The 23,755-nt window shown below is 58.0% G+C and carries 21 protein-coding genes, 1 tRNA gene and 1 riboswitch; of the genes, 12 read left to right on the top strand and 10 right to left on the bottom strand.

Annotated features, from left to right (window positions below; genetic code table 11):
• Window positions 1–12 precede the first annotated feature (12 nt).
• Window positions 13–636 carry a hypothetical protein gene (locus UB90_RS21890; protein ID WP_009178477.1) on the bottom strand — a complete coding sequence of 208 codons (624 nt, stop codon included), beginning with the start codon at window positions 634–636 and terminating at the stop codon, window positions 13–15.
• A gap of 266 nt (window positions 637–902) precedes the next feature.
• On the opposite strand from UB90_RS21890, the gene UB90_RS21885 reads away from it, so the two are divergent.
• The 5 genes from UB90_RS21885 (at window position 903) to UB90_RS21865 (ending at window position 6,306) form a co-directional block, all read left to right on the top strand.
• Window positions 903–2,390, top strand: a complete 1,488-nt coding sequence (locus tag UB90_RS21885) for an aldehyde dehydrogenase family protein (protein ID WP_065326764.1) — start codon at window positions 903–905, stop codon at window positions 2,388–2,390.
• A gap of 88 nt (window positions 2,391–2,478) precedes the next feature.
• Window positions 2,479–3,357 carry an NAD(P)-dependent oxidoreductase gene (locus UB90_RS21880; protein ID WP_065326763.1) on the top strand — a complete coding sequence of 293 codons (879 nt, stop codon included), beginning with the start codon at window positions 2,479–2,481 and terminating at the stop codon, window positions 3,355–3,357.
• Window positions 3,358–3,464: 107 nt separating this feature from the next.
• The gene (locus UB90_RS21875; RefSeq protein ID WP_065326762.1) at window positions 3,465–4,445 is read left to right on the top strand and encodes a TRAP transporter substrate-binding protein; all 981 of its coding nucleotides are present in this window, start codon (window positions 3,465–3,467) and stop codon (window positions 4,443–4,445) included.
• A 57-nt stretch (window positions 4,446–4,502) separates the two neighbouring features.
• On the top strand, window positions 4,503–5,030 hold the full coding sequence (locus tag UB90_RS21870) for a TRAP transporter small permease (RefSeq protein ID WP_065326761.1): 528 nt from the start codon (window positions 4,503–4,505) through the stop codon (window positions 5,028–5,030).
• Entirely contained in the window at window positions 5,023–6,306 is a 1,284-nt protein-coding gene (locus tag UB90_RS21865) for a TRAP transporter large permease (RefSeq protein WP_065326760.1), read from the top strand. Before UB90_RS21870 ends, UB90_RS21865 begins: the two co-directional genes overlap by 8 nt.
• A gap of 44 nt (window positions 6,307–6,350) precedes the next feature.
• Here UB90_RS21865 and UB90_RS21860 read toward each other — a convergent pair whose 3' ends face one another.
• The 7 genes from UB90_RS21860 to UB90_RS21830 all read right to left on the bottom strand — a co-directional run bounded on the left by UB90_RS21860 (window position 6,351) and on the right by UB90_RS21830 (window position 13,417).
• Window positions 6,351–7,658, bottom strand: a complete 1,308-nt coding sequence (locus UB90_RS21860; RefSeq protein WP_005614661.1) for a short-chain fatty acid transporter — start codon at window positions 7,656–7,658, stop codon at window positions 6,351–6,353.
• A gap of 151 nt (window positions 7,659–7,809) precedes the next feature.
• The gene (locus UB90_RS21855) at window positions 7,810–8,622 is read right to left on the bottom strand and encodes a phosphodiesterase (protein ID WP_065326759.1); all 813 of its coding nucleotides are present in this window, start codon (window positions 8,620–8,622) and stop codon (window positions 7,810–7,812) included.
• Between the two features lie 9 nt (window positions 8,623–8,631).
• Entirely contained in the window at window positions 8,632–9,654 is a 1,023-nt protein-coding gene (locus UB90_RS21850) for an ABC transporter ATP-binding protein (RefSeq protein WP_065326758.1), read from the bottom strand.
• Window positions 9,651–10,439 carry an ABC transporter permease gene (locus tag UB90_RS21845; protein WP_009178395.1) on the bottom strand — a complete coding sequence of 263 codons (789 nt, stop codon included), beginning with the start codon at window positions 10,437–10,439 and terminating at the stop codon, window positions 9,651–9,653. Before UB90_RS21845 ends, UB90_RS21850 begins: the two co-directional genes overlap by 4 nt.
• Before the next feature lie 3 nt (window positions 10,440–10,442).
• Window positions 10,443–11,246: an ABC transporter permease gene (locus UB90_RS21840; protein WP_065326786.1), complete on the bottom strand. Its 804-nt coding sequence runs from the start codon at window positions 11,244–11,246 to the stop codon at window positions 10,443–10,445.
• Between the two features lie 58 nt (window positions 11,247–11,304).
• On the bottom strand, window positions 11,305–12,324 hold the full coding sequence (locus UB90_RS21835) for an ABC transporter substrate-binding protein (RefSeq protein ID WP_065326757.1): 1,020 nt from the start codon (window positions 12,322–12,324) through the stop codon (window positions 11,305–11,307).
• Between the two features lie 4 nt (window positions 12,325–12,328).
• The gene (locus tag UB90_RS21830; RefSeq protein WP_065326756.1) at window positions 12,329–13,417 is read right to left on the bottom strand and encodes a LacI family DNA-binding transcriptional regulator; all 1,089 of its coding nucleotides are present in this window, start codon (window positions 13,415–13,417) and stop codon (window positions 12,329–12,331) included.
• A gap of 172 nt (window positions 13,418–13,589) precedes the next feature.
• A riboswitch (FMN riboswitch) is annotated at window positions 13,590–13,721 on the top strand.
• A gap of 70 nt (window positions 13,722–13,791) precedes the next feature.
• On the opposite strand from UB90_RS21830, the gene UB90_RS21825 reads away from it, so the two are divergent.
• Window positions 13,792–14,259 (top strand): 6,7-dimethyl-8-ribityllumazine synthase, encoded by a 468-nt coding sequence (locus tag UB90_RS21825; RefSeq protein ID WP_065326755.1) that lies wholly within the window; start codon window positions 13,792–13,794, stop codon window positions 14,257–14,259.
• Between the two features lie 48 nt (window positions 14,260–14,307).
• Here the strand turns inward: UB90_RS21825 and UB90_RS21820 are convergent, their stop codons facing one another.
• On the bottom strand, window positions 14,308–15,639 hold the full coding sequence (locus UB90_RS21820) for a GH1 family beta-glucosidase (RefSeq protein WP_065332077.1): 1,332 nt from the start codon (window positions 15,637–15,639) through the stop codon (window positions 14,308–14,310).
• A 4-nt stretch (window positions 15,640–15,643) separates the two neighbouring features.
• Window positions 15,644–16,675 carry a substrate-binding domain-containing protein gene (locus UB90_RS21815; protein ID WP_065326753.1) on the bottom strand — a complete coding sequence of 344 codons (1,032 nt, stop codon included), beginning with the start codon at window positions 16,673–16,675 and terminating at the stop codon, window positions 15,644–15,646.
• A 270-nt stretch (window positions 16,676–16,945) separates the two neighbouring features.
• Here UB90_RS21815 and UB90_RS21810 point away from each other — a divergent pair, with 270 nt between their 5' ends.
• From UB90_RS21810 to UB90_RS21785, 6 genes are all read left to right on the top strand, one after another.
• Window positions 16,946–18,295, top strand: coding sequence for an ABC transporter substrate-binding protein (locus UB90_RS21810; protein WP_065326752.1), 1,350 nt, complete (start codon window positions 16,946–16,948; stop codon window positions 18,293–18,295).
• Between the two features lie 112 nt (window positions 18,296–18,407).
• Window positions 18,408–19,415, top strand: a complete 1,008-nt coding sequence (locus tag UB90_RS21805; RefSeq protein WP_005614641.1) for a carbohydrate ABC transporter permease — start codon at window positions 18,408–18,410, stop codon at window positions 19,413–19,415.
• A 13-nt stretch (window positions 19,416–19,428) separates the two neighbouring features.
• Window positions 19,429–20,577: a carbohydrate ABC transporter permease gene (locus UB90_RS21800; protein ID WP_005614640.1), complete on the top strand. Its 1,149-nt coding sequence runs from the start codon at window positions 19,429–19,431 to the stop codon at window positions 20,575–20,577.
• A 45-nt stretch (window positions 20,578–20,622) separates the two neighbouring features.
• Window positions 20,623–22,275 (top strand): beta-galactosidase BglA, encoded by a 1,653-nt coding sequence (gene bglA / locus UB90_RS21795; RefSeq protein ID WP_065326751.1) that lies wholly within the window; start codon window positions 20,623–20,625, stop codon window positions 22,273–22,275.
• Window positions 22,276–22,294: 19 nt separating this feature from the next.
• Window positions 22,295–23,392: an ABC transporter ATP-binding protein gene (locus UB90_RS21790; protein WP_065326750.1), complete on the top strand. Its 1,098-nt coding sequence runs from the start codon at window positions 22,295–22,297 to the stop codon at window positions 23,390–23,392.
• Window positions 23,393–23,553: 161 nt separating this feature from the next.
• Window positions 23,554–23,630, top strand: a tRNA-Arg gene (locus UB90_RS21785).
• The last annotated feature ends 125 nt before the right edge of the window (window positions 23,631–23,755 follow it).

Below are 23,755 nucleotides of genomic sequence, written 5' to 3'. Positions count from 1 at the left end.
TTTGGTCGTGTACTACGACGCGCGCGTCAACAAGCTGTCTGCAAGGGAGGCCACCAGCTCTGCCGCGCAGGCCTCTGCTTCGGGGCGGGATTTTTTGGCGCGCAACAGTTTGGCAAACCGCGATCCTTTCTCCATCGCGCGATCATTCAGTATCAAGAGCGCCATTTCATGCAGACGGTGCAACACGGCAGCTGTTTCATCCGCAGTGAATTGTGCGGCATACGCTGCGGGCAGATCAGCGTGCTTCAGCAAGGTCTTGAGCGTGATCCCGTGTTTGGAGGTTTCGGCCTGATCAAGCACCGCCTCCACAACGCCAGCCATTTCCGTCAGGAAGGTCTTACATGCGATACGCGCAGCTTTTTCACTATAGCCGATCTGGCGCAGTAGATGGATTTCATCGCCTGATGGGGCATAGGTCACTGTCAGGCCATCCAACTCCACCTCAGCCATCTGCGGCTCACCATATATACGCCGCAGGTCGCAGCCTTCGCAAAAGAGCACAAGCTGCAGCAAGTCGGCCGGTGACACGTCACAGGAAATGCGGCTGATACCGCTTGCGCCTTCGGCTTTGTGGGTCAGGGAAATCCGACCGCTGCCATCTTCGCGGGGGCTGATAATGAGGATCTTTGAAGCCATGCCGGGGAGTTACGTCTTAGCAGAGTGTGACGCAAGCGTCGCGCGAATACAGGATCGTTACACTTCGGCACAGTTTTGCTTGTGGCGATTTAATGGCGCCTTTTGCGTTCTGATTTTCAGATGGGTGTTCACAAATTGGCAACGCGGGCGACTGGCTTTCTCGACAAGGCTGGGTGTAGATGAAGCAATGAATTTTATGCGCACTCACCGGGTTATGGGCAGGTTCCGACCGTTCGGCTGAGGCCTGATAAAATGAAGGAAAGAACATGAAAGATTGGCAAGCGGCGGCCTCTGCGCTTTATGATGGCGGATTTCGCCCAATGTTTATCAATGGGCAATGGTGCGAGTCGCAATCTGGCGAGGTGATGGACGCACGTAACCCCGCCACTGGCGCACTGCTTGCCACCGTGCCCAAAGGTGGTGCGGGTGATGTCGATGCGGCTGTTGCAGCTGCCCGTAAGGCCTTTGACGGGCCGTGGTCGAAATGGACCCCTTTTGAGCGTCAGGCGCTGCTCCTTCGGATTGCAGAACGCTTTGAGGCCGAGTGGGAAAACCTCTGCCTCTCCGATACACTCGATATGGGCATGCCGATCCAGCGCACGTTGGCCAATAGCCGCCGGGTTCTGGGTATGCTGCGTTTTTATGCGGGGCAGGCTGTCACCATTCATGGGCACACCATCCCCAATTCGTTCCCGGGTGAAATCCACTCCTCGACCGTGCGTGAGCCGGTCGGTGTCGTTGGGGCCATTATCCCCTGGAACGCACCGATCGCGGGATCTGTGTGGAAAATCGCACCTGCTATCGCCACCGGTTGTACCGTTGTTCTGAAACCCTCCGAGGAAGCGTCTTTGACGGTTCTGATGATCGCGCGGATCATGCAAGAAGCGGGCCTGCCCGATGGGGTTTTGAATATTGTGACAGGTCTCGGTTCCGAGGCCGGCGCTGCCTTGGCGGAGCATCCCGGTGTCGACAAGATCGTCTTTACAGGCTCAACCGCGACGGGCCAGTCCATTGCGCGTGCCGCGACCGGCAACCTCAAGCGCGTCTCGCTCGAACTGGGCGGCAAATCTCCGGTGATTGTGTGCCGTGACGCCGATATCGAGAAGGCCGTGCCGGTGGCAGCCATGGCGGTTTTTGCAAACTCCGGTCAGATCTGCATCGCGGGGTCGCGCCTGTTTGTTGCGCGTGAAATTCATGATGAGTTTGTGCGCCGGGTTGCCGAATTTGCCGCCAATCTGCGCATTGGTCACGGTATTGATGAGAGCACGGATATCGGTCCGATCATCTCCGCGCGTCAGGCCGAGCGCATTGCAGGGTATCTCGCCATCGGCCCAAATGAAGGCGCCGAGGTTATGACAGGCGGCACACGTGTTGAGGGCGCGGATTTTGAAGGAGGACACTTCTTCCATCCGACGGTCTTCGGCGGTGTCACCGACGAGATGACAGTCGCACGCGAAGAGATCTTTGGTCCGGTGATTTCCGCATTGCCCTTCGACAGCCTTGATGAAGTGGTCGAACGGGCCAACGCCACCCCCTATGGTTTGGCTGCGGGCGTCTTCTCCACGCATCTAGGAACCGCGCACAAGCTGGCGCACCGCCTCAAAGCAGGCTCTGTCTGGGTGAATATGTACCATGCGATTGACCCGGCTGTGCCCTTTGGGGGCGTCAAAATGTCAGGCTATGGGCGTGAGGGCGGCACGGAACACATGGAAGAATATCTCGATACCAAGGCGATCTGGATCAACACAGACTAATCGCCAAAGGCATCTGGGAGGATCGCTCCGGGCCGCTGGTCCGGAGCTGGGCCGTGCCTGTGCGGTCATGAGAATGAGGAGAGACAACATGCATGTTGGTATCATTGGCGTCGGGCTCATGGGCCACGGCATCGCCCGTAATGTTCTGTCGCGCGGTGGTTTTGCGCTGAGTTTTCTGGATCATCCCGGCAACCAGCCAGTGGATGAGATCACCGGCATGGGGGCGACGGCCTGCGCCACGCCAGCAGAAATTGCCGCTGTCTCTGATGTGGTGATCCTCTGCGTGACGGGATCGCCTCAGGTGGAGGCAATCGTTGCGGGGGATCAGGGGCTGGCGGCAGCATTGCGGCCCGGCACGGTGATCGTCGACTGTTCAACCGCATTGCCCGAGTCGACCCTGCGTATGGGCGAGGTCGTGCGTGCTGCAGGCGGTGATTATATCGACGCACCCATGACGCGGACCGCAAAACACGCGCATGAGGGCAAGCTGAACCTGCTCGTAGGTGGCACGGTGGAAACGCTGGAACGCGTGCGCCCGGTGCTGGCATCCTTTACCGAAGAAGTGGCGCATGTCGGCCCGCTTAGCCATGGCCACCGTCTGAAACTGCTCCATAACTATGTGTCGGTTGGCTTTATGACGCTCTTGGCCGAAGCCGCCGCGCAGTCCGCAGATGCGGGTGTCGATCCGGCTGTTTTTGTGGACGTTCTGGCCTCCGGCGGTGGAGCAAGTGTCGCCTTGGACCGACTGGCCCCCTTTATCACCGATGGCAACCGCGAAGGGCTGCCGTTCTTCGTATCCAACGCCCAAAAGGACATCGATTACTATCGCGCAATGTCCGAACAAGCAGGCGCGCAACAAACCGTGGCCGACGGGGTCTCCGCTGCATTGGCCGATGCAGTGGCAGATGGTCATGGTCAGGCCTATGTGCCGGAACTCGTTCGCCTGTTTGGACGGGCAAAGACGTAATGCTGCTGAGGAACCCGTCTCAGGGGCATAATCTGTGCTTTCTGGTCGGGTTGCTTCTCGAAAGTTGCATGTATAACAAGACCATGGTTCTAAGGGAGGGATTTTCCATGACCATTTTCACTCGCGGCCTGATGGCTGCAGGCGCTGCCGTTGCCTTTACATTCCCCGCCACAGCGCAAACCGATATCAAAATCGGCTACGCTTTGGCAGAGGACAGCCACTATGGCGTCGCAGCAAAGAAATTCGAAGAAGCCGTCAAAGCCGAAACCGGTGACGACTTCAGCTTCACCCATTTCCCGTCGTCGGGTCTGGGTGGTGAACGCGAGGTGATCGAAGGCCTGCAGCTAGGCACGGTTGAGGTCACGATAGTGTCTTCGGGAACGCTGGCGAACTTTGTGCCTGAGACTGGCGTTTTCGATATCCCGTTCCTGTTTCGCGACCTGAGCCATGCGCGTTCGGTGCTGGATGGCCCCATCGGTGAGGACATCCTCGCGAAGTTTGACAATGTTGGCCTGCATGCGCTGGCATGGGGCGAGCAGGGCTTTCGCCACATCACCAATAACCGCAATGCCATCAACACGCCTGCGGATGTGCAAGGGCTGAAGCTGCGCACCATGGAAAACCCGGTGCATCTGGCAGCGTTTAACGCGATGGGTGCTGCGCCGACTCCGATGGCGTGGCCCGAGGTAATCTCTTCCATGCAGCAGGGTGTGATCGACGGGCAGGAAAACCCGCTCTCGGTGATCGTCTCTGTGAAACTGGATGAAGTGCAGAAATACCTGACCCTTTCGGGCCACGTCTATTCGCCTGCCATGCTGCTGGTCTCCAAACCTTTCTGGGAAGGTTTGAACGATGAGCAGAAAGCGGCCTTTGAAAAAGCGGCCACCGAGGCTGTCGTTGCAATGCGCGGCTATGTGGATAATGTCGAGACCAGCGGTGTCGAGATCCTCAAAGAGCGCGGCATGCAGGTGAACGCATTGACCGCAGAGGAGAAGGCCGAATTTCAGGCTTCGATCCAGTCCGCTTACGAAGGTTACTACAAGACCTACGGCGAAGAGCTGGTCAAATCCATCGTCGCTTCTGAGTGATGATCAAACGTCCGGCGGCGCCCCTAAGCCGCCGGACACCTTGCGGGGGCGCGTTTCTTGAAAAAGCTGGAACACTATTTCGTCACGCTGAATGGCTGGCTTCTGATCGCCATGATGGCGGGCATGACACTGGTGGTCGGGGCCAATATCGCCCTGCGCTATAGCACCGGGCATTCTCTGCCATGGGCGGATGAGACCGCGCGCTACCTGATGATTTGGATGGCTTTTTCCGGCGCGGGCTTGATCCTTCGTTCGGGCGGGCATGTGGCGATCACCAATCTACAAGACGCCTTGCCCTCGGCTGGGCAAAAGCTCTTGCGTGGCGCGATAGTGCTCGGGCTGCTGATGTTCTTTGGCTTTATGGTCTATGTCGGCCTGCAATATGCCCAACGGATGCAATATCAGGTGACACCGGCCCTGCGCCTCCCGTTCCTTTATGTCTATGCTGCGATGCCTATCGGTTTTTTGCTGTTGATGATTCATCTCCTGTTGATTGCACATCCTTTCATTACCGCAGGCCGCTACAAACGCGCCGATGATCCCGATGATGCGGCCGCCACATTGCCCGGAGGCGCAAATGGCTGAGATCCTTTTTCCGGCGCTTTTTATCTTGCTGGCGCTTGGCCTGCCTGTGGCCTTTGCAATGATGATCGCGGTGTTTGTGGCGCTGACGTTCGGCTCTTCCTATCCACATCTGGTGGTGGTCAAGGAGATGTTCTCCGGCCTCGACAGCTTCCCGCTGCTGGCAGTTCCGTTCTTCATCCTTGCTGCAGAGATCATGACCGGAGGGGCTGTTACCATGGCGCTCTTGCGGCTTGCGCAGTCTCTGGTTGGTCACCTTCGCGGCGGTCTGGGCCATGCAAATGTGGTCAGCTCGGCGATGTTTGCAGGTATTTCCGGTAGCGCCCTTGCCGATGCAGCCGGGCCCGGATCAATGATGATCCGGATGATGGAAAAAGGCGGCTATGATCGCCCTTATGCCGGGGCGCTTACCATCGCGAGCGCTGTGGTTGGGCCGATTATTCCGCCCTCAATCACCATGATCATCTACGCCATGCAGGATCAGCAGGTCTCAGTTGGCTCTTTGTTTATGGCCGGTGTTCTACCGGGCGTTTTGATCACCTTTATGGTGCTCTTAGCCAACGCCTATGTCAGCCGCAAGCGTGGCTATGTCAGTGGCGATTCCATGCCGACCCTGCTTGAGATCGGGCGGATCTTTGTGTTTGCACTCCCGGCATTGTCCTTGATCCTGCTGATCGTGGGCGGCATTCGGTTTGGTGTTTTTACCCCCACCGAAGCCTCCGTCATCGCGGTGTTTTACGCCCTGATCGTGGGCATGTTCGTCTACCGCTCGCTCAAACTTCGCGATTTGCCGGGCATTTTGCTGAAGGCAGCGATGACCTCTGGTGCAGTTCTGCTGATCCTTGGTGCCGCGCGGGCCTTTGCTTGGGTGCTGATCATCGAGGGCATTCCGCAGCAACTGGCCGGAACCATCATCAGCTGGGAGTTGTCGCCGATTGTCTTCCTGCTGGCGGTGAACCTGTTGCTATTGGCCTTTGGGTTGTTCATGGACCCACTTCCCGGCGTCATGATCCTCGTGCCGATCCTTGCGCCCATCAGCTTTGCGCTGGGGATCGATCCGAACCACTTTGCCATTATCGTGATCGTGAACCTGACGCTGGGTCTGACCACGCCACCGGTCGGGAGCCTGATCTTTGTGGTCTCTTCGACGGTCCATCTGAAGCCATCAACATTGATCCGCGAATTGCCGCCCTTCTTTTTGGCTCTGGCGGCTGCGCTCTTGCTGATCACCTTTGTGCCGAGCCTGTCGACATGGCTCCCTGCGGTGAGCGGTTTCTAAGAGGCTTCTTTGAAAAGCGCGCCCCGAGAGGCGCGCTTTTTGTTTTAGATAAAGACCAGCCCGGCCGCGATAATGAGGCCGGACAGGAGCAGATGCACCACGCAGAACCCCATGATGTCCTTGGCACGCAGGCCTGCGATCCCAAGGATCGGCAGCGCCCAGAAAGGCTGCACCATATTGGTCCACGCATCACCCCATGCAACCGCCATGGCCGTGCGCGCGATATCCGCACCCAACGCTTCGGCTGCGGGTAGGATCACCGGGGCCTGCACAGCCCATTGTCCGCCGCCTGAAGGGACGAAGAAATTGACGATCCCGGCGGAAATGAACGACCAGAACGGCAGCGATGTTGCGCTTGCAAGACCGACGAGAGCTTCAGAAATGCTTGCCGCCAGTCCCGATTGCACCATGATTGCCATGATCCCGGCATAGAATGGGAACTGGATCACAATGCCCGCTCCGCCTTTTACCGCGTCAGTCAGGGCGTTCAGAAGGTTCCGGGGGCTACCGTGCAGGATGGTGGCCACCGTCAGGAACAAGAAGTTGATTACATTGAGTGACAGGCCATTGCCTGCTGCAAAATACTGGATCAGCCACGCTGCACCCGCCGCACCGATCAACAAAGACAGAACAAAGCTGTTTTCAATGCGGTCTGCCGGTGTCGAGACGCCGCTTTTTTCCGGAGTGCTGTCTTCTAGGAGCGCAGGGTCAATATAGACCGCTTCATCCTCGCGCGGCAGCATGGCCCGGTTGACCAGCGGGATTGCGATAAACAATGCCGCTACGATCACGAGGTTATAGACGGAAAAGATCGTCTGAGAAGTCGGGATGACCCCAGTGATATCGGCAAACGGGTGGCCGTCGGTTGCGATGGACAATGGGATCGAGCCCGCAAGCCCGCCGTGCCATACGATAAACCCGGAATAGGCCGAGGCGACCAGTAGGCGATAATCCACGCGGATCGTACGGGCCAACTCGCGTGCAAACAACGCACCCACAACAAGCCCAAAGCCCCAGTTGATCCATGATGCGGCAAGCGACACAAAGCTCACCAACAGAATGGCACCCCCGGCACTATTGGCAAGGCTCGCGAGTGCGGTCAGGCCACGTCGTACCAGCGGGGTGGAGGCCATCATGTAGCCCGTGACCAGCACCAGCAACATTTGCATGGAAAAGGTCAGCAATGACCAAAACCCATCGCCCCATATCGTCACAACTTCGAGCGGGCCAGTGCCTTGCGTCAAGACGGCGGCAAGGCCCGCGATCAGGGTAAGCACCAGAACAAAAACAAACGGATCAGGCAGATACCGGTCAATGAGACGCACCATTGGCCGGGATAGGAAGTTCAACATGGAGTTCTCCTCTCCCCAGTTTCAATTGGCCGCTTTGTAGCGGTTCCAACTGGAGGGAAAAGAGGAAAGCTACACTATTGTTGTAAAAGAAATATTCCTGCGCCTGCGGGTGGTTGAGTGTGTGTTTTTATCTGGCCCATGGGCGGGTTACCTAACCATAAAACGGCCATGGTCCGGGGTGGCTTCCGATGGGGAGTGTGTCGCTCACAAGTCCGCCATCCGCGCCGCGCCAATTGTATATCGTGACGTTGCCCGGCTCTAATACGAGGCTGTTGGTGGTGTCTTCACGCTGGTCCAGATGCACCGCATGGCAAGGCGCAGGCGCAACCTGATGCAGGATGCCGCCGACCAGTGCCGACATGGCACGATGTAGGTGGCCCGATATTATTTGCGCAGGACCAGAGTGGTTTTGCAGCAGTTCCAGCACCGCCTGCCCATTGCGTAGATTATTGCGATCCATCTCAACCATGCCTGAGCGTATCCATGGGTGATGGGTGGCGACGACAATCGGTTTATCCTCGAGCTCAGACAGGGTGCGCTCTAGAAACAAAAGCCCGTCTTCGCAAACCAGACCGTAGGGCGCGCCTTCGACCAGCGTATCAAGCCCGATCATCGAGAAGGGGCCAAAGTCGTGGTGCCATTGGATCGGACCAGAGCCGGGCATCCAGTCTTCATCGGCAAAGGCTGCACGCATCGCCTCGCGCAGGTCGTGATTGCCGGGGATCGCCCGCAACGGCACCTTAAGCGGCGAGAGCAACTGGCGCAGACGGGTGTATTCATCGGCGCTGCCGTGATCCGTCAGATCTCCGGTCAGAACCACACAGTCAACCGGATCCAGCAGTGGCAGCCGTGCATTTATGGTCTCGACCGCACTGACAAGCGCGGCGGCGGTATTCGAACGGCCATATGCGAGGCTGCCCTCAGAGACGATATGCGTGTCGGTGAGTTGAATGAATGAAGTCATGTTTAAGCTTTACGAATGAGGAAGGCAGATCAGCGCATCGGGCGCGATGGACAGGCGTAAATTATCGCCAATAGCAGGCGAAGAGGCGCCATGATGCAGTGCAAACATGCGCTGCCCCGTGAGGCCGGTGAGGCCCAGTCGGTAGTGTGTGCCAAGGAAGGTGACGGTCTCTACCTTCGCTTGTAACGGTCCTGTCGGGTCGGCACGCAAGTCTTCTGCGCGCACATAAACCGAGCCACCGCCTGCATGATCCGGGAGCGGCAGCTCACCACCTTCCAGACACAGGGTTTGCTGTCTGATTTCACCAGAAAGTGGCATCGCGTGCCCTACGAATTCCGCGACAAAGGCGGATTGAGGGTTGCGATAAAGCTCCTCTGGTGTGCCGATCTGGCGGATTTTTCCGCCTTCCATCACTGCGACGCGATCAGCGATAGCGAGGGCCTCGTCCTGATCGTGCGTGACAAAAATCACCGTGGTGCCAAACTGGCGCAGCAAGGCCGCCAACTCGTCGCGCAACTCCAGCCGCAAGGCCGCATCAAGCGCGGACAGGGGTTCGTCCAGCAGCATCAGACGTGGGCGCGGTGCAAAGGCGCGGGCGAGGGCGACGCGCTGTCGCTGCCCGCCGGACAGGGCGGTGATCGCGCGGTTTGCGTAGGGCTCCAGACGACACAGGGCGATCACCTCGTCCACACGGCTCTGGATCTCGGCGCGCGGCAGACGCTGCATCTTTAGCCCGTAGCCAATATTGTCGCGCACGGACATATTGGGAAACAGCGCATAGGATTGGAACACCATGCCGACGTTGCGCTTTTCCACGGGGAGGCGGGTGACATCCTCGTCGCCAAACCGGATGTTCGCGCCATTATCCGGCACTTCAAGTCCGGCAATCAGCCGCAACAGGGTGGTCTTGCCGCAGCCTGAGGGGCCAAGGAGCGAAATGATCTCGCCGGGATTGATCTCCAGATCGGTTGGGTTCAGGGCGCGGGTGCCATCACCATAGGTTTTGGCAACAGACGAAAGAGACAGGGTCATGACAGTATCCTTTGGGCACGGGCGGAGGCCCATTGCATGGCCATTAGAAGCGGGACGATCATCACAAAGAAAACCAGCGTATAGGCAGAAGCGATCTCCAGCCGCATGGAGGCGTAAGAATCCGCTAGCCCGACCGGCAGGGTTTTCAGCAGTGGCGTGTGCAGCATCCATGTAAGATTGAATTCACCAATGGAGAGCGTCACCACCGTAAGGCTCCCGGCGAGGATGCCGGGCAAGGCATTGGGGACGACGATATCGACAAACCGACGCGCAGGCCCTGCACCAAGTGAGGCTGCACCTTCTTCGAGCGTTTTCAGGTCGATGGCCGCAAGCACCGCCTGCACCGCCCGCACCATGAAGGGTAGGGTGTAGAGCACATGCCCCACGAGGATGAAACTCCAGTGAGCGCGAAACCCCTGCTGGGAGCCATAAAGCTGCAACAACGCCAGCGCCAGCGCGAGGCCCGGAATTGCCAGCGGCAGGGAGATGAATTCCTCAAGAACCCGCGACAGACGGCCGGGGTTGCGGGCCAGCGCATAGGCTGCAGGCACGCCCAGAATGAGCGTCACCGCAAGACAGGTAATCGCCAGCCAGATGGAGAGGAAAATACTATCTGCATAAAGCGTCCAGACCTCAATCACCCATTTGAGGGTCAGCCCGGAGGAGATGCCGCGGAAATAGTTGGCGGTGATACCTGCCAACACGGATTGCAAGGTTGGCACCAGCAAAAAGGCGCAGGCCAGCAATGTGACCAGCATTGATAACAGTTTTGGAAGTCTCATCATCTTTTATCCTCCCGCCGCGACTGTGCCGCCAGAGAGGCTGCGTGCGATCAGCAGGACGCCCCAGGTGACGACGCCCAATGCGATAGAGAGCGCCGAGGCCATGGCGAAATTGGCCGAGAGCGTGAACTCCGTGTAGATCACCATCGGTAGCACATCGATGTCGGTGGCCAAGGTGAATGCCGTGCCAAACGCGCCCATGGCGGTGGCAAATGCGATTGCCCCTGCCGCAACCATTGCCGGACGCAGGGCCGGGAGCAGCACGTCCCACAGCACCCTATATGCAGGTGCGCCAAGACTGCGCGCCGCTTCTTCCAGCGCCGGGTCGATCTTTTCCGCTGCGGCCATCACCGTAAGCAGCACTCGTGGGATGGAGAAATAGAGATAGCCCAGAAACAACCCAAAGGTGGAATAGGCAATAACAACATGGCCGGGGGTGATCTGGTTCACCAACCCCTGACGCCCGCCCAGGAGAATGATCATAAAACCAACCACCACACCGGGAAACGCGAGGGGCAGTGTCAGGATCGACAACAGGGCACTGCGTCCCCAGAACCGATTGCGGGTCAGAAAAAGCCCCGCAGTGGTGGAGACTGCCAAGGCGGCGACAGTCACAGCGCCCGAGACCAGAAGGGTCTGCAGAAGGGCAGCCAGATAACGCGGGGTTTGCAACATACGGATATAGACGCTCCAGCCGTCCGCGCCCTCAGAGGACGACAGCACGAGGCGCACCAAAGGCAACGCCAGAAACGCGAGCGAGAATATCAGCAGTGGGAGAAGGCATAAGACGCCAAAGGAACGGGCCGTCACGGGGGTCTCTTTCATTAGATCCGAGAGCGCGCAAGGTCGCGCGCTCCCGGAAATGGAGTTATTTCACTTCGTTCAGGTAGCGTTCGCCAAAACCGGCCTGCGCTTTTTCCATTTCGGCATAGTCCACAGCCTGCGCGCGCTCATAGTCGCTTGCGGGCAAGAACTTCTCGGCCACCTCGGCAGGCAGTTCCACCGGACGGGAGGGCTGCAGATAGGCATTGGTCCAGATCGCCTGACCCTTGTCGGACAGGATGAAGTCCAGAACTTTCTTGCCGGTTTCGCTGTGCGGAGCATTCCCTACAAGGCTCATGACGTAAGGGACGCGCACGGACCCTTCGCAGGGCAGGACGAATTCAAAATTGCCGTCCTCTTCATATTTTGCGCGATACGCGTTGAAGTCATAGTCAAAGAGGATCGGGATTTCGCCCGAAACCACGCGCGCAAAGGAGGTCTGCTTCGGCACAATCGGTGAGTTCTCCGCCAATTCAGAGAAGAATTGGATCGCCGGGTCAAAGTTCTGAAGATCGCCGCCAAAGGCAAGGTTGGCAGCCACCGCACCCGCATAGCCGACAAACGCCGAGGACGGATCGAGATAGCCCACCATACCCTGATATTCGGGCTTTTTCAGGTCGGCAAAACACTGCGGCACTGGCGCTCCGCCAAGGGCATCGACATTCACAAAGAACCCGATGGTGCCGTAATGAACCGCAAACCACTTGCCCTCTGGATCTTTCAGCCCTTCGGGGATGTCGTCAAAACCCGCAGGCTTATAGGCCTCGACCAGCCCTTCTTTGCCCGCCTTGATGCCGGTGGTGACGCCATAATAGGCAACATCCGCGACCGGGTTTTCCTTTTCAGCCACCAGTTGCGCAAAGGTCTGACCGGAGTTTTTATTGTCATGCGGGAGGCTGACGCCGATTTCAGTCTCGATGGCTTCCAGCATAGAGGCCCAGTCCGCCCACTGCGGCGGGCAGTTGTAGCAGATGGCATCTTCGGCCTGCGCAGAAGTTGCAAATGTGGTTGTAAGCGGCGCTGCAAGAGCGGTTGCAGCCAGACCCGCAAGAGCGATATGTTTCATGGGTTCATCCTTGTTTGACGTTGGACGTGAGCGGGGGAACAGACGGCGACTGGGCAGCACCCCGGTCGTCGTCAGGGCTTTTCGTGCGGGGCGTGGACAAGGTTGCCCCAACACGGAAAGTAAAGGGCAGGGGCGTGAGCTCAGCCATTTCGCCTCCCTGCAATCCAACCAAAAGCGTTTGCGCAGCCTGACGGCCCATCGCCTCTGGTGTGGTTTCAATGGTCGCAAGCGGGCGATCTAAAAGCCGCCCCACCTCAATACCGTCAAACCCCACCACCGACAGATCCTGCGGCACGTGCCAGCCCATGAGGTTCGCGGCCTTTTGCACCGCGATTGCGAGAAAATCATTCGACGCAAAGATCGCGGTCAGTTCGGGGTGCTCGCACAGACGTTGCGCAAGGATGCTTGGGGTATTGGCCTCGGTTTCAGTAATTTCAATGAGTTCTGGTGCAGGCAGGTTCTGCGCCGCGCATTCTGCGCGAAACCCGTCAAAACGATTGCGCGAGCGATCTGATGTTGCAAAGCGAAGCGCCAAAAACCCCGTGCGCCGGTGGCCATACCGTGCAAATCGGCGTGCAACCTCCGCGGCGGCCTCGGCGTTGGACACATGCGCGCTTGGCCAGCCGGGCAGGGGGTCGTGAAACATCAGACATGTGGGGACATTTCGGCCCTGCGCCATGTTCAGCGCTGAGCTGTCCTGCGGGTCCACCATGGTCACCAGCAACCCGTCGACATCTTTGGCCAATAGCGTTGTGAGGATTTCGTTGTCGGTTTCACCGTCATAGTTGGAGCTGGCCACCAGCAGCTGATAGCCCTCTTTGCGTAGTTCTTCCTGTGCGCCTTGTACCGCTTCGGCAAAAACCGGATTGGCAAGCGACGGGATCAGGCACCCCACCGTCATACTCTTACGGCTTTGCAAAGCGCGACCGGTAGCTGAAAACGCAAATCCAAGATCGCGCGCGGCTTGCTCAACCCGTTCGCGAGTCTCTGAGCTGGCCGAGCCAGATTTATTCAGAACACGGCTTGCTGTAGCGACACCGCACCCTGCCGCACGGGCGACATCCTTGATGGTGATGCGGGTTTTGTTAGCCATGCAAAAAGTCTCGATTCGTGGTTTGGAAACGTTTCCATTTGCTGTTTAGGGTGTTTTTAGCACAGTTTTGTGACGTTCTGCGCAAAAAAGTGACAAAGCAAAGCGGCGCTTCGTACAAGTCGCCGCTTAAGCATGGCTCCATTGACAAATGCACGACCAGCCCCTAGCTCAATTTCATTCTCAGGGCGGGGTGAAATTCCCCACCGGCGGTTACAGCCCGCGAGCGCCATCCCGTTGGGATGGGTCAGCAGATCCGGTGGAATTCCGGGGCCGACGGTCATAGTCCGGATGGGAGAGAATGTACTGCGCGTACCGATGGGTGCGGGTGGTCTTTTGCGCTCTGGGATTCTGTCATGTTGAAAGGATCAAGAGCTATGACAAAATCCCCAAAATTCGCCTTCATCAAGGCTCAATGGCATGCCGACATCGTGGATCAGGCGCTGATTGGTTTTCAGCAACGGCTGGACGAACTTGGTCTTGACGCGAGTGTGGATGTCTTCGACGTCCCCGGTGCGTTTGAGATGCCATTGCTGGCTCAAAATCTCGCGGCCACCGGCGATTACGACGCTGTTGCAGCGGCAGCTTTGGTGGTCGACGGCGGTCTTTACCGTCATGATTTTGTGGCCCAGGCCGTTGTTTCCGGTTTGATGGATGCAGGGCTCAAAACGGGTGTTCCGGTCCTATCCGTATCGCTCACGCCACATCACTTCCAACCCAGCGAAGAGCATCACGCCTTCTTCGTCGATCACTTCGTGAAAAAAGGGCGCGAGGCAGCAGACGCTGCTGCGCGTGTCACCGAGCTGTATCGCGAGCTCGTTCCTGCGGCGACCGCTGCGGCGTAATTTGGCAGCGCCGCGCGTTCTGCGCGGCGCGCACATTTGATGAAACTGTCAGTTGGCCAGTGCGCGCATGAGCGCCTCATACGAGGACTTTGGTGTGCGCGTCAGCGTGTCGAAATCCACATGCACCAAGCCAAAGCGTTTCTCATACCCCAACGCCCATTCGTAGTTGTCGAGGAGTGACCACAGGAAATACCCCTCAACCGGTACGCCCTCTGAAATGGCCCGGCGGACACGTGCCAAATGCGCCTCCACATAGGCAATACGCGCTTCGTCATGGACGGCACCATCCTGTAATACATCCGGGTTCGCCATGCCATTTTCGGTCACAATCAGGGGAAGGTCGCCGGTGTACTCCTGCGCGGTGCGCGTCAAAAAGTGATAGAGCCCGTCCGGGTAAATTTCCCAACCCATCTGGGTTTTCGGGAACGGCCCATCCAATTCGGCGTAATGCGGCCACGGGCCTGCATCCGGTCCGATCACCTTGCGTGTGTAGTAATTCAGCCCGCACCAATCGACCGGTTGGGTAATGGTTTCAAAGTCATCCTGCCAGCCTGTGGGGAGGTGGGGTTCCAGCCCTTTCAGCGCGGCCTGTGGATATGCGCCCTTGAACGCACCGCCGAGGAAAAAACGATTGTAGATCGCATCATAGGTCTCAGCTGCCGCGAGGGCTTCTGGGTTCTGATCCACAGGTTCTGCCCATTCAAAATTGAACACCGCGCCAAGATTGGACATACCGAGACCGCGCATCACCTCGATGGCGCGGCCGTGGGCAAGCAGCACATGATGCATGGCACGCGCAGTTGCGCGAATGTCGCGAAGACCGGGCGCATGGTGGCCGAGGAAATGCGACAACCACCCCACACACCACGGTTCATTGATCGGCGCGACAGAATACATCCGGTCGCCGATCCGTGACATGATCACATCTGTGAACTCGGCGAACCAATTGCCAATTTCCCGATTGCGCCAGCCCCCAAGATCGGCGAGCGGCTGGGGGAGCTCCCAGTGGTAAAGAGTTGCGCAGGGTTTAAGGCCCCGCTCCAGCATCGCGTCCGTCAACCGGTCATAAAAATCGAGCCCTTCGGCGTTGGGGCTGCCGATACCGTCGGGCAGAACGCGTGCCCAACTGGTCGAGAACCGATAGCAGTCAAACCCGGCGGCTGCCGCGAGGTCCAGGTCCTCCTCAAAACGGTGGTAGTGATCGCAGGCCAGCGCGCCGTTTTCGGCCCGCACCACATTGCCGGGCGTCGCTGCGAAACTGTCCCAATGGGTAAGCCCGGCACCGCCAAATTGATGTCCTTCGATCTGATAGGACGACGTCGCACAGCCAAACAAAAAGCCGTCGGGGAAATCACTGCGGGTGAAGTTAAAGTCGTACATGTCTTTATGTCCTGTGGGGGGCAGGCCCGGTGGAGCGGCCAACGGTCAGTTCGGCCTCTAGGAGTTCGGTCAAAGGGGAAGCGCAGGGCTCTTCGATCTGAGAAATCAGCAGCTTGGCCAGTCTGCGCCCGGCAACCCGTACAGAAGATCGCGTGGAGGTGAAAACTGGCACCTCAGCCCCGTTTCGCAGATAGGACAGATCGTCGTCATGGGTGATCACAGAGACATCACGTCCCATTACCAACCCTAGTTCTTCGATTGCGCGGCGCACACCAAAGGCTGCGATGATTGACGACACAAGATATGCCGTCGGCGGTGTTTCCAGGCTTTGCGTGCGTCGAACCGTGTCGTAGCCGTAAACTTCTGTCATCTCGCCCGCAAACATCAGGGCCGGGTCCGGGGCAATGTCGCGCGCTTGCAGTGCGGCGGCGTATCCCTCGCGACGGCGGAAGGCAAAATCCATGCTCTCCTGACCGTTGACAAGACAGATGTGGCGGTGGCCAAGATCTAACAGAAAATCCGTTGCGCGCCGAAAGGCGCTGGTGTTGTTGACATCCAACCAGCTGTAAGGCGTCGTGATATCGGTCGCGCGCCCATGCACCGCGAAAGGCAGGCCGATCTCCTGCAGCATGGTGATCCGGCTGTCTTGCATTTTGGGGGCGTGCAAGACGATGCCGTCGACGTTTCGTTTGGCGAACATCTCGTGATAGGCGCGCGACTGGTCCTCATCCGCGACCAGTGACAGCACCATGTCGTAACCTGCCTGGCTGTAGCTCTCGCCCGCGCCGGCAATAAAATCCCCGAAAATCGGGTTCATCATCTCGTGCTGGGTCGAAAGGGGAATCACATGCCCGATGGCCATAGCGCGCCCCGTCGCCAGTGCTTTGGCGCGCGTATTGGGGCGATAATTGTGTTCATCGGCGACCTGCATCACCCGTCTGCGGGTGGCCTCACTTACCTCCGGATAGCCGTTTAAGGCTCGGCTTACCGTGGTCTGCGACAAGCCAAGAAGAGCTGAAAGTTCTTTGAGGTTCATGAGGTTTTGCCTCCAAAGCGCTTTAAATGTGTTGCCAAATGCAGAGTTTGTAGCCTGAGACCTGTCCTACTTTATGACTATGAGTATGGCGCTAGTTCAAGTGTTAATGTTGTTCTTTTCTGAGAGAAATGTTGACAGGAGGGTTCGAATCCGAAAGTTTGAAATCAATCAAAGCGCTTTGAGTCACTTGGATTGAGCACAGCTAGAGCTGGAATGGTCAGCGAGCAATCAACCCAGGCGGTCGCGCGGTGAGGATAGGGAGGAGAACCAATGAAACGAGTATTGATGTCGGCTGCAGCCGTCACGGCGCTGGTGGCGGGAGCGGCCACTGCCCAGGATCTGATTTTTCCGGTCGGCGAGGGCGCCTTTAACTGGGACAGCTATGCTGAGTTGGAAAAGATCGACCTCAACGGAGAGCAGGTCACGGTCTTTGGCCCATGGCTCGGGCCGGATCAGGAATTGGTCGAGAACGTACTGGCTTACTTCGCCGCTGCGACCGGCGCGGATGTGCGCTATGCAGGTTCTGACAGCTTCGAGCAGCAAATCGTGGTGGACGCCGAGGCCGGATCTGCCCCCAATGTTGCCGTCTTCCCGCAGCCGGGCCTTGTGTCGGATATGGCCAAACGTGGCTTTGTCACGCCGCTCGGGGATGAGACCGCAAATTGGGTGCGCGACAATTACGCCGCTGGGCAGTCGTGGGTTGATCTGGGGACCTTCTCCGGCCCGGACGGCAATGACGGTCTCTTTGGTCTGTTCTACAAGGTCGATGTAAAATCACTAGTCTGGTACAACCCAGAAAATTTTGAAGATTTCGGCTATGATGTGCCCCAATCCATGGAGGATTTGAAGGCCCTGACCGAGCAAATGGTTGCCGATGGCAATACCCCATGGTGCATCGGCTTGGGGTCCGGTGGGGCGACGGGATGGCCGGCGACCGACTGGGTCGAGGACATGATGCTGCGCACGCAGGAACCCGCTGTCTACGACAAATGGGTATCCAACGAGATCAAGTTCGACGACCCGGCAGTGGTTGGTGCGATTGAGGAATTTGGCTGGTTTGCCCGCAACGACGATTTCGTCTCTGGCGGGGCAGGGGCCGTGGCCTCGACCGATTTTCGTGACAGCCCCAAAGGCCTGTTTTCAAGCCCGCCGCAATGCATGATGCACCGTCAGGCCTCCTTCATTCCCGCCTTCTTCCCGGAAGGCACCGAAATGGGGTTGGACGCGGATTTCTTCTACTTCCCCGCCTATGAGGGCAAGGAACTTGGCAACCCGGTTCTGGGCGCTGGCACCATCTGGTCGATTACGAATGACAGCACCGGTGCTCAGGCGCTGATGGAGTTCTTGAAATCCCCGATCGCGCATGAGGTCTGGATGGCACAGCAGGGTTTCTTGACCCCGCTCAAGAGCGTCAACACGGACCTCTATGCCACCGACACGCTCAAGAAAATGGGCGACATCCTTCTTTCTGCTGACACCTTCCGTTTTGATGCATCCGACCTGATGCCGGGGGGTGTGGGTGCAGGCTCCTTCTGGACCGGTATGGTCGATTATGCAGGTGGCAAACCCGCAGCAGAAGTCGCGGCTGAGATCCAGTCTTCCTGGGACGCGCTCAAGTAAATTCGCGCCTCTCCCGCAGGGCCGCCCGGATCGGTGGCCCTGCCCCTTGCCGGTGGTGTGCCTTGCCTAAATCAAGCGTCCTCGGCATCCATGCTTTCTTCAGGAGCCAGTCATGCATCCAGCCATTCAGGGGCTGCTGACCATCGCTTTCGGCGTCGGGGGCTGTGTCGGCTATTTCTACCTCTCGAATATCATCCTCGACACGTTCATTTTTCCAGCTCGTGGCAAGGACATCGCCAAGAATATTCGCCGGGCCAACATGGTGCGCCCGTGGCTCTTCCTGTTGCCCGCTCTGCTCGCGCTCGGGCTCTATCTTGCCTATCCGGTGGTCGAGACCATGCGTCTGTCGCTGACAGAGCGCGTGCCGGGTGGTGGCTCAGAATTTGTGGGGCTTGAGAACTATAAGCAGATGCTGGCAGAGGCGAAATTCTGGGAAGCACTGCAAAACAACTTCCTCTGGCTATTGGTGGTGCCTGCGGCCTCTACCGCCTTTGGTTTGTTGGCGGCGCAGCTCACGGACCGCCTCGCGTGGGGCAATATCGCCAAATCTTTGATCTTCATGCCGATGGCAATTTCCTTTGTCGGAGCGGCGGTGATCTGGAAGCTGGTTTATGATGCTCGTCCCCCGGGCACGGAACAGATTGGTATTCTGAACGCGGTCTATATCTGGCTGGGCGGGGTGGAGCCGCAGCAATGGCTGACCATTCCCTTCTGGAACAACTTTTTTTTGATGATGGTTCTGGTGTGGATTCAGACCGGCTTTGCCATGGTGATCCTATCGGCGGCCCTGCGTGGCATTCCCGAAGAAACCGTTGAGGCTGCAATTGTCGATGGGGCCGGGCCGTTTCAGATCTTTTTCAAGATCAAGGTACCGCAAATCATGGGCACCATCGTGGTGGTCTGGACGACGATCACCATCGTGGTGCTGAAGGTCTTTGACATCGTGTTCGCGCTGACCAACGGCCAGTGGGAAACGCAGGTTCTGGCCAATTACATGTATGACAAGTTGTTTCGCGCCAATGACTGGGGCGTGGGCTCGGCCTCGGCGATGGTGATTATGCTCTTGGTGATGCCGATCCTTGTCTGGAACGTCTACAACGCGCGCCGCGAAATGCGCTGAGGAGAATGGGGTCATGAGTGCAATTGCTGGACAAAAACCGGGCCTGATCTGGGCGCTGCGTCTCTCTGTTGTCGTTCTGGTGGGGCTATGGCTGTTCCCGACGCTTGGCCTCTTGGTGTCGTCTTTCCGGACAGGCGATCAGATCGCCACATCCGGCTGGTGGAAAGCGCTGTTTCCGACGGAGCAGAACCAGACTTTACGCACGGCGGCACCGGACACGCAGGCTCAGGTGGGCGACCTTTGGGTGATCGAGGGCAACCTATTTGAGGAAGCCACCTCTGCCGAGATTTCAGTCTGGGGCACCAACGCCCGCGAGATCGATGCCTATGTCGCGGGCGACACTGCGACCTTGCGCGGCGGCGAGGAGCTGACGGTTGCGGCGGATGGCAGCTACCGGTTGACCTCAGCGAGCCAAATGGAGGGGCGTCGGGGCGCACGCGTGTTCGTGACCGCTGTTGTTCCACCAGAGTTCACAGTTGAGAACTATGAGACGATCCTCATCTCCGGCGGCTCGACTGACAATATGGCGCGGGCCTTCTTCAATACGCTCACCGTGACGATCCCGGCGACGATCATTCCGATCCTGGTGGCGGCTTTTGCGGCCTATGCACTTGCGTGGATGGAGTTTCCGGGTCGCGCGCTACTGATCGCAGCCATCGTGGGTCTTCTGGTGGTGCCGCTGCAACTGGCGCTGATCCCGCTCTTGAAGTTTCACAACGAGATCGGCATTGGCAAAGGCTATGTTGGCGTCTGGATGGCACACACCGGGTTTGGCTTACCGCTCGCGATCTACTTGTTGCGTAACTACATGGTTGGCATTCCGCGTGACATTATTGAGAACGCGCGGGTGGACGGGGCGACGGATTTCCAGATTTTCACCCGGATTATTCTGCCACTCTCCTTTCCTGCGCTGGCCTCCTTCGCCATCTTTCAGTTCCTCTGGACATGGAATGACCTGTTGGTTGCCATGGTGTTCCTGATCGACGCCACCGGGGAAACCACAGTGATGACGAAACAAATCGTGGAGCTTCTGGGCACCCGCGGCGGCAATTGGGAGATCCTCGCGACCTCCGCTTTTGTCTCGATCGCGGTGCCGCTTGGCGTGTTCTTTGCCATGCAAAAGTACCTCGTGCGGGGGCTTCTGGCCGGGTCGGTCAAATGATCGCCTGCACTCTTACTCTTACCCTCTGATGACGGATCTCAAGACATGAACGCTCAGACCTCTATCAATCCAGCTTCTGTGCTGGCCCATGACCCTGACTGGTGGCGTGGGGCGGTGATCTATCAGATCTATCCACGCAGCTATCAAGACAGCAATGGCGATGGCATCGGCGATCTGCCGGGTATCACCTCGCGGCTCGAGCATATTGCCTCGCTTGGGGTGGACGCGATCTGGATTTCGCCTTTCTTCACCTCGCCAATGAAGGATTACGGTTATGACGTGAGCGACTATTGCGACGTCGATCCGATGTTCGGCAATCTCGCGGACTTTGATGCATTGGTGGCCAAGGCGCATGATCTGGGTCTGCGGGTGATGATCGATTTGGTGCTCTCGCATAGCTCTGACCAGCACCCGTGGTTTGCAGAAAGCCGCCAGAGCCGTGACAATCCCAAGGCGGATTGGTACGTCTGGGCCGATCCACAGCCTGATGGCACGCCCCCCAATAACTGGTTGTCGATCTTTGGCGGTCCCGCATGGCACTGGGACGCACGGCGTGAACAGTATTACCTACATAATTTCCTCGTTTCGCAGCCGGATTTGAACTTCCACTGCGCTGCGGTACAGGACGCGTTGCTGGACGCCACCCGCTTTTGGTTGGAGCGCGGAGTGGATGGATTCCGACTGGATACGATTAATTTCTATATGCATGACAAAGAGTTACGATCCAATCCAGCTCTACCTAAGGATCAGCGCAATTCCAATATCGCTCCCTCGGTGAACCCCTATAACCACCAAGAGCACCTCTATTCCAAGAACCAGCCAGAGAACCTCGAATTTCTGGCCCGGTTCCGGGCACTGCTGGATGAATACCCGGCGAAAACCGCCGTGGGCGAGGTGGGAGACGCGCAGCGCGGTCTGGAGATCCTTGGTCAGTACACCGCTGGAAACACGGGCGTTCACATGTGCTATGCCTTTGAATTTCTGGCCAAAGACCCGCTCATTGCTGCGCGCGTGGCCGAGGTTTTTGCAAAAGTTGATGACGTTGCTGCAGACGGTTGGGCCTGTTGGGCGTTCTCAAATCATGATGTTCAACGTCATGTCAGCCGTTGGAACCTCTCTGATGCCGCCTTGCGCCTGCACGCGACGCTGATCATGTGCCTGCGTGGTTCGGTCTGTATTTATCAGGGTGAGGAGTTGGGGCTGCCGGAGGCCGAGGTTGCTTTCGAAGATCTGCAAGACCCCTATGGCATTGAGTTCTGGCCGGAATTCAAAGGTCGAGATGGCTGCCGGACGCCAATGGTCTGGACCAATGACAATACCTATGGCGGCTTTTCCGAGACGCGCCCGTGGCTGCCTGTCAGCCTCGAGCATGGTGTATTGGCTGTGGCGGAGCAGGAAGCAAACCCGGATGCCTTGCTGCATCACTATCGCCGGGTGATCGCCCTACGCCGGGCGCATGCTGCGCTCTCACGAGGATCTCACGACGCGGTTACCGCATCGGGAACGGTGGTGAGTTTTACGCGCAGCGCGGAAGGTGAGGACATATTCTGTGCCTTTAATCTCAGCGACCAAGACGCAGAGGTCACGCTTCCCGCAGGTGCGTGGGACCAGCTTGGCGCAGAAATCGGCACGGCAACCATAAGTGGGGCGCGGGTTAAACTGGCCCCTTGGCAAGCCTGCCTCGCGCGGCGCGCATAATTGTCTCTGGGAGGAAACCATGGCGAATTTGAAACTGACCGGAGTAGAGAAAACCTACGCCGGCGCGGTGAATGTCCTGAAGGATATCAACCTCGATATCAAACAGGGCGAGCTGATCGTGTTTGTGGGGCCATCTGGCTGTGGCAAGTCCACACTGCTGCGCATGATCGCGGGGCTTGAGCGGATCACCGGTGGCACCCTTGAGATTGACGGGGGCGTGATGAATGATATCCCGCCCGCGCAGCGTGGCATCGCCATGGTGTTCCAGAGTTACGCGCTTTATCCGCATATGACAGTGCGCGACAATATGGGCTTTGCCCTTAAAATTGCGGGACAATCTGCGGCGGAGATCGATGCGGCGATTACGCGTGCGGCAAAAATCCTGCAACTCGAAGACTATCTCGACCGCTTGCCCAAGGCGCTCTCGGGTGGCCAGCGTCAGCGCGTCGCGATTGGCCGCGCCATTGTGCGCGATCCCAAAGTTTATTTGTTTGACGAACCTCTCTCAAACCTCGACGCAGCCCTGAGGGTCGCCACACGGATCGAAATCGCGCAGTTGAAAGAGGCAATGCCAGACAGCACGATGATCTATGTGACCCACGATCAGGTGGAAGCAATGACCCTTGCGTCCCGTATCGTGGTGCTGGCCAACAAAGGCATCGCCCAAGTGGGTACGCCGCTTGAACTCTATGAACGGCCGGAGAATGAATTTGTGGCGCAATTCATTGGGTCGCCTGCAATGAACCTGATCCCGGGCGAAGTGATTGGCACAGGTGAGTTGACCCGCATCCGATTGGAAAACGGTGAAGTGATCTCCTCTGCAATTGCGACCCGAGACAGCGACATGGGCCTAAAAGTGAATGTCGGCGTGCGACCCGAGGATTTGTTCGAAGGTGGAGAGGGGGGCGCCATGATTGACGCCAAGGTCAACATTGTGGAGGCGCTAGGTGAAGTGACTGTGCTCTACTTTGAAGCTGCACCGGGCCGTGATCCATCCGTGGCCAAACTGCCCGGCATTCATAATGGCCTACGCGGAACCCATGTGCGCCTCTACGCTACCCCTGACAAAGTGCATTTGTTCAGCAATGGGCAGTCCTTGCTTTATCGAGAAGGCTAAGCGCGCTCCGGGGTGAGGGGTTTCTTTGCGGTGTGATCCGGTGTTTCTTCTGCGATCACTGGCCATCTCAGGCGTGGCGGATCAGTTGCAATTAATGCAGGCGGTCGCATCATTTTTGGGGTTGCGCCCGTCGAGGGCCAGCTATAAACCCCGCCCTCAGTGGACCGATAGCTCAGCTGGATAGAGTACTTGACTACGAATCAAGGGGTCGGGGGTTCGAATCCTCCTCGGTCCGCCACTTCCCATTTGTTGAACGTCAGACGAAATTGACCTAGGCGTCATAAACTGACCCAATCCGCTGTTTTTGCCGTGTGGCTTGTTGCGTTGATCTGACCTTCCTTTTGGAAAATCAGGGCTGATTTG

It is taken from the genome of Tritonibacter mobilis, from assembly GCF_001681715.1.
Classification (GTDB): domain Bacteria; phylum Pseudomonadota; class Alphaproteobacteria; order Rhodobacterales; family Rhodobacteraceae; genus Epibacterium; species Epibacterium mobile.
Note: the sequence above shows the minus strand (reverse complement) of the source record. Positions and strands in the feature narration are given on the sequence as shown.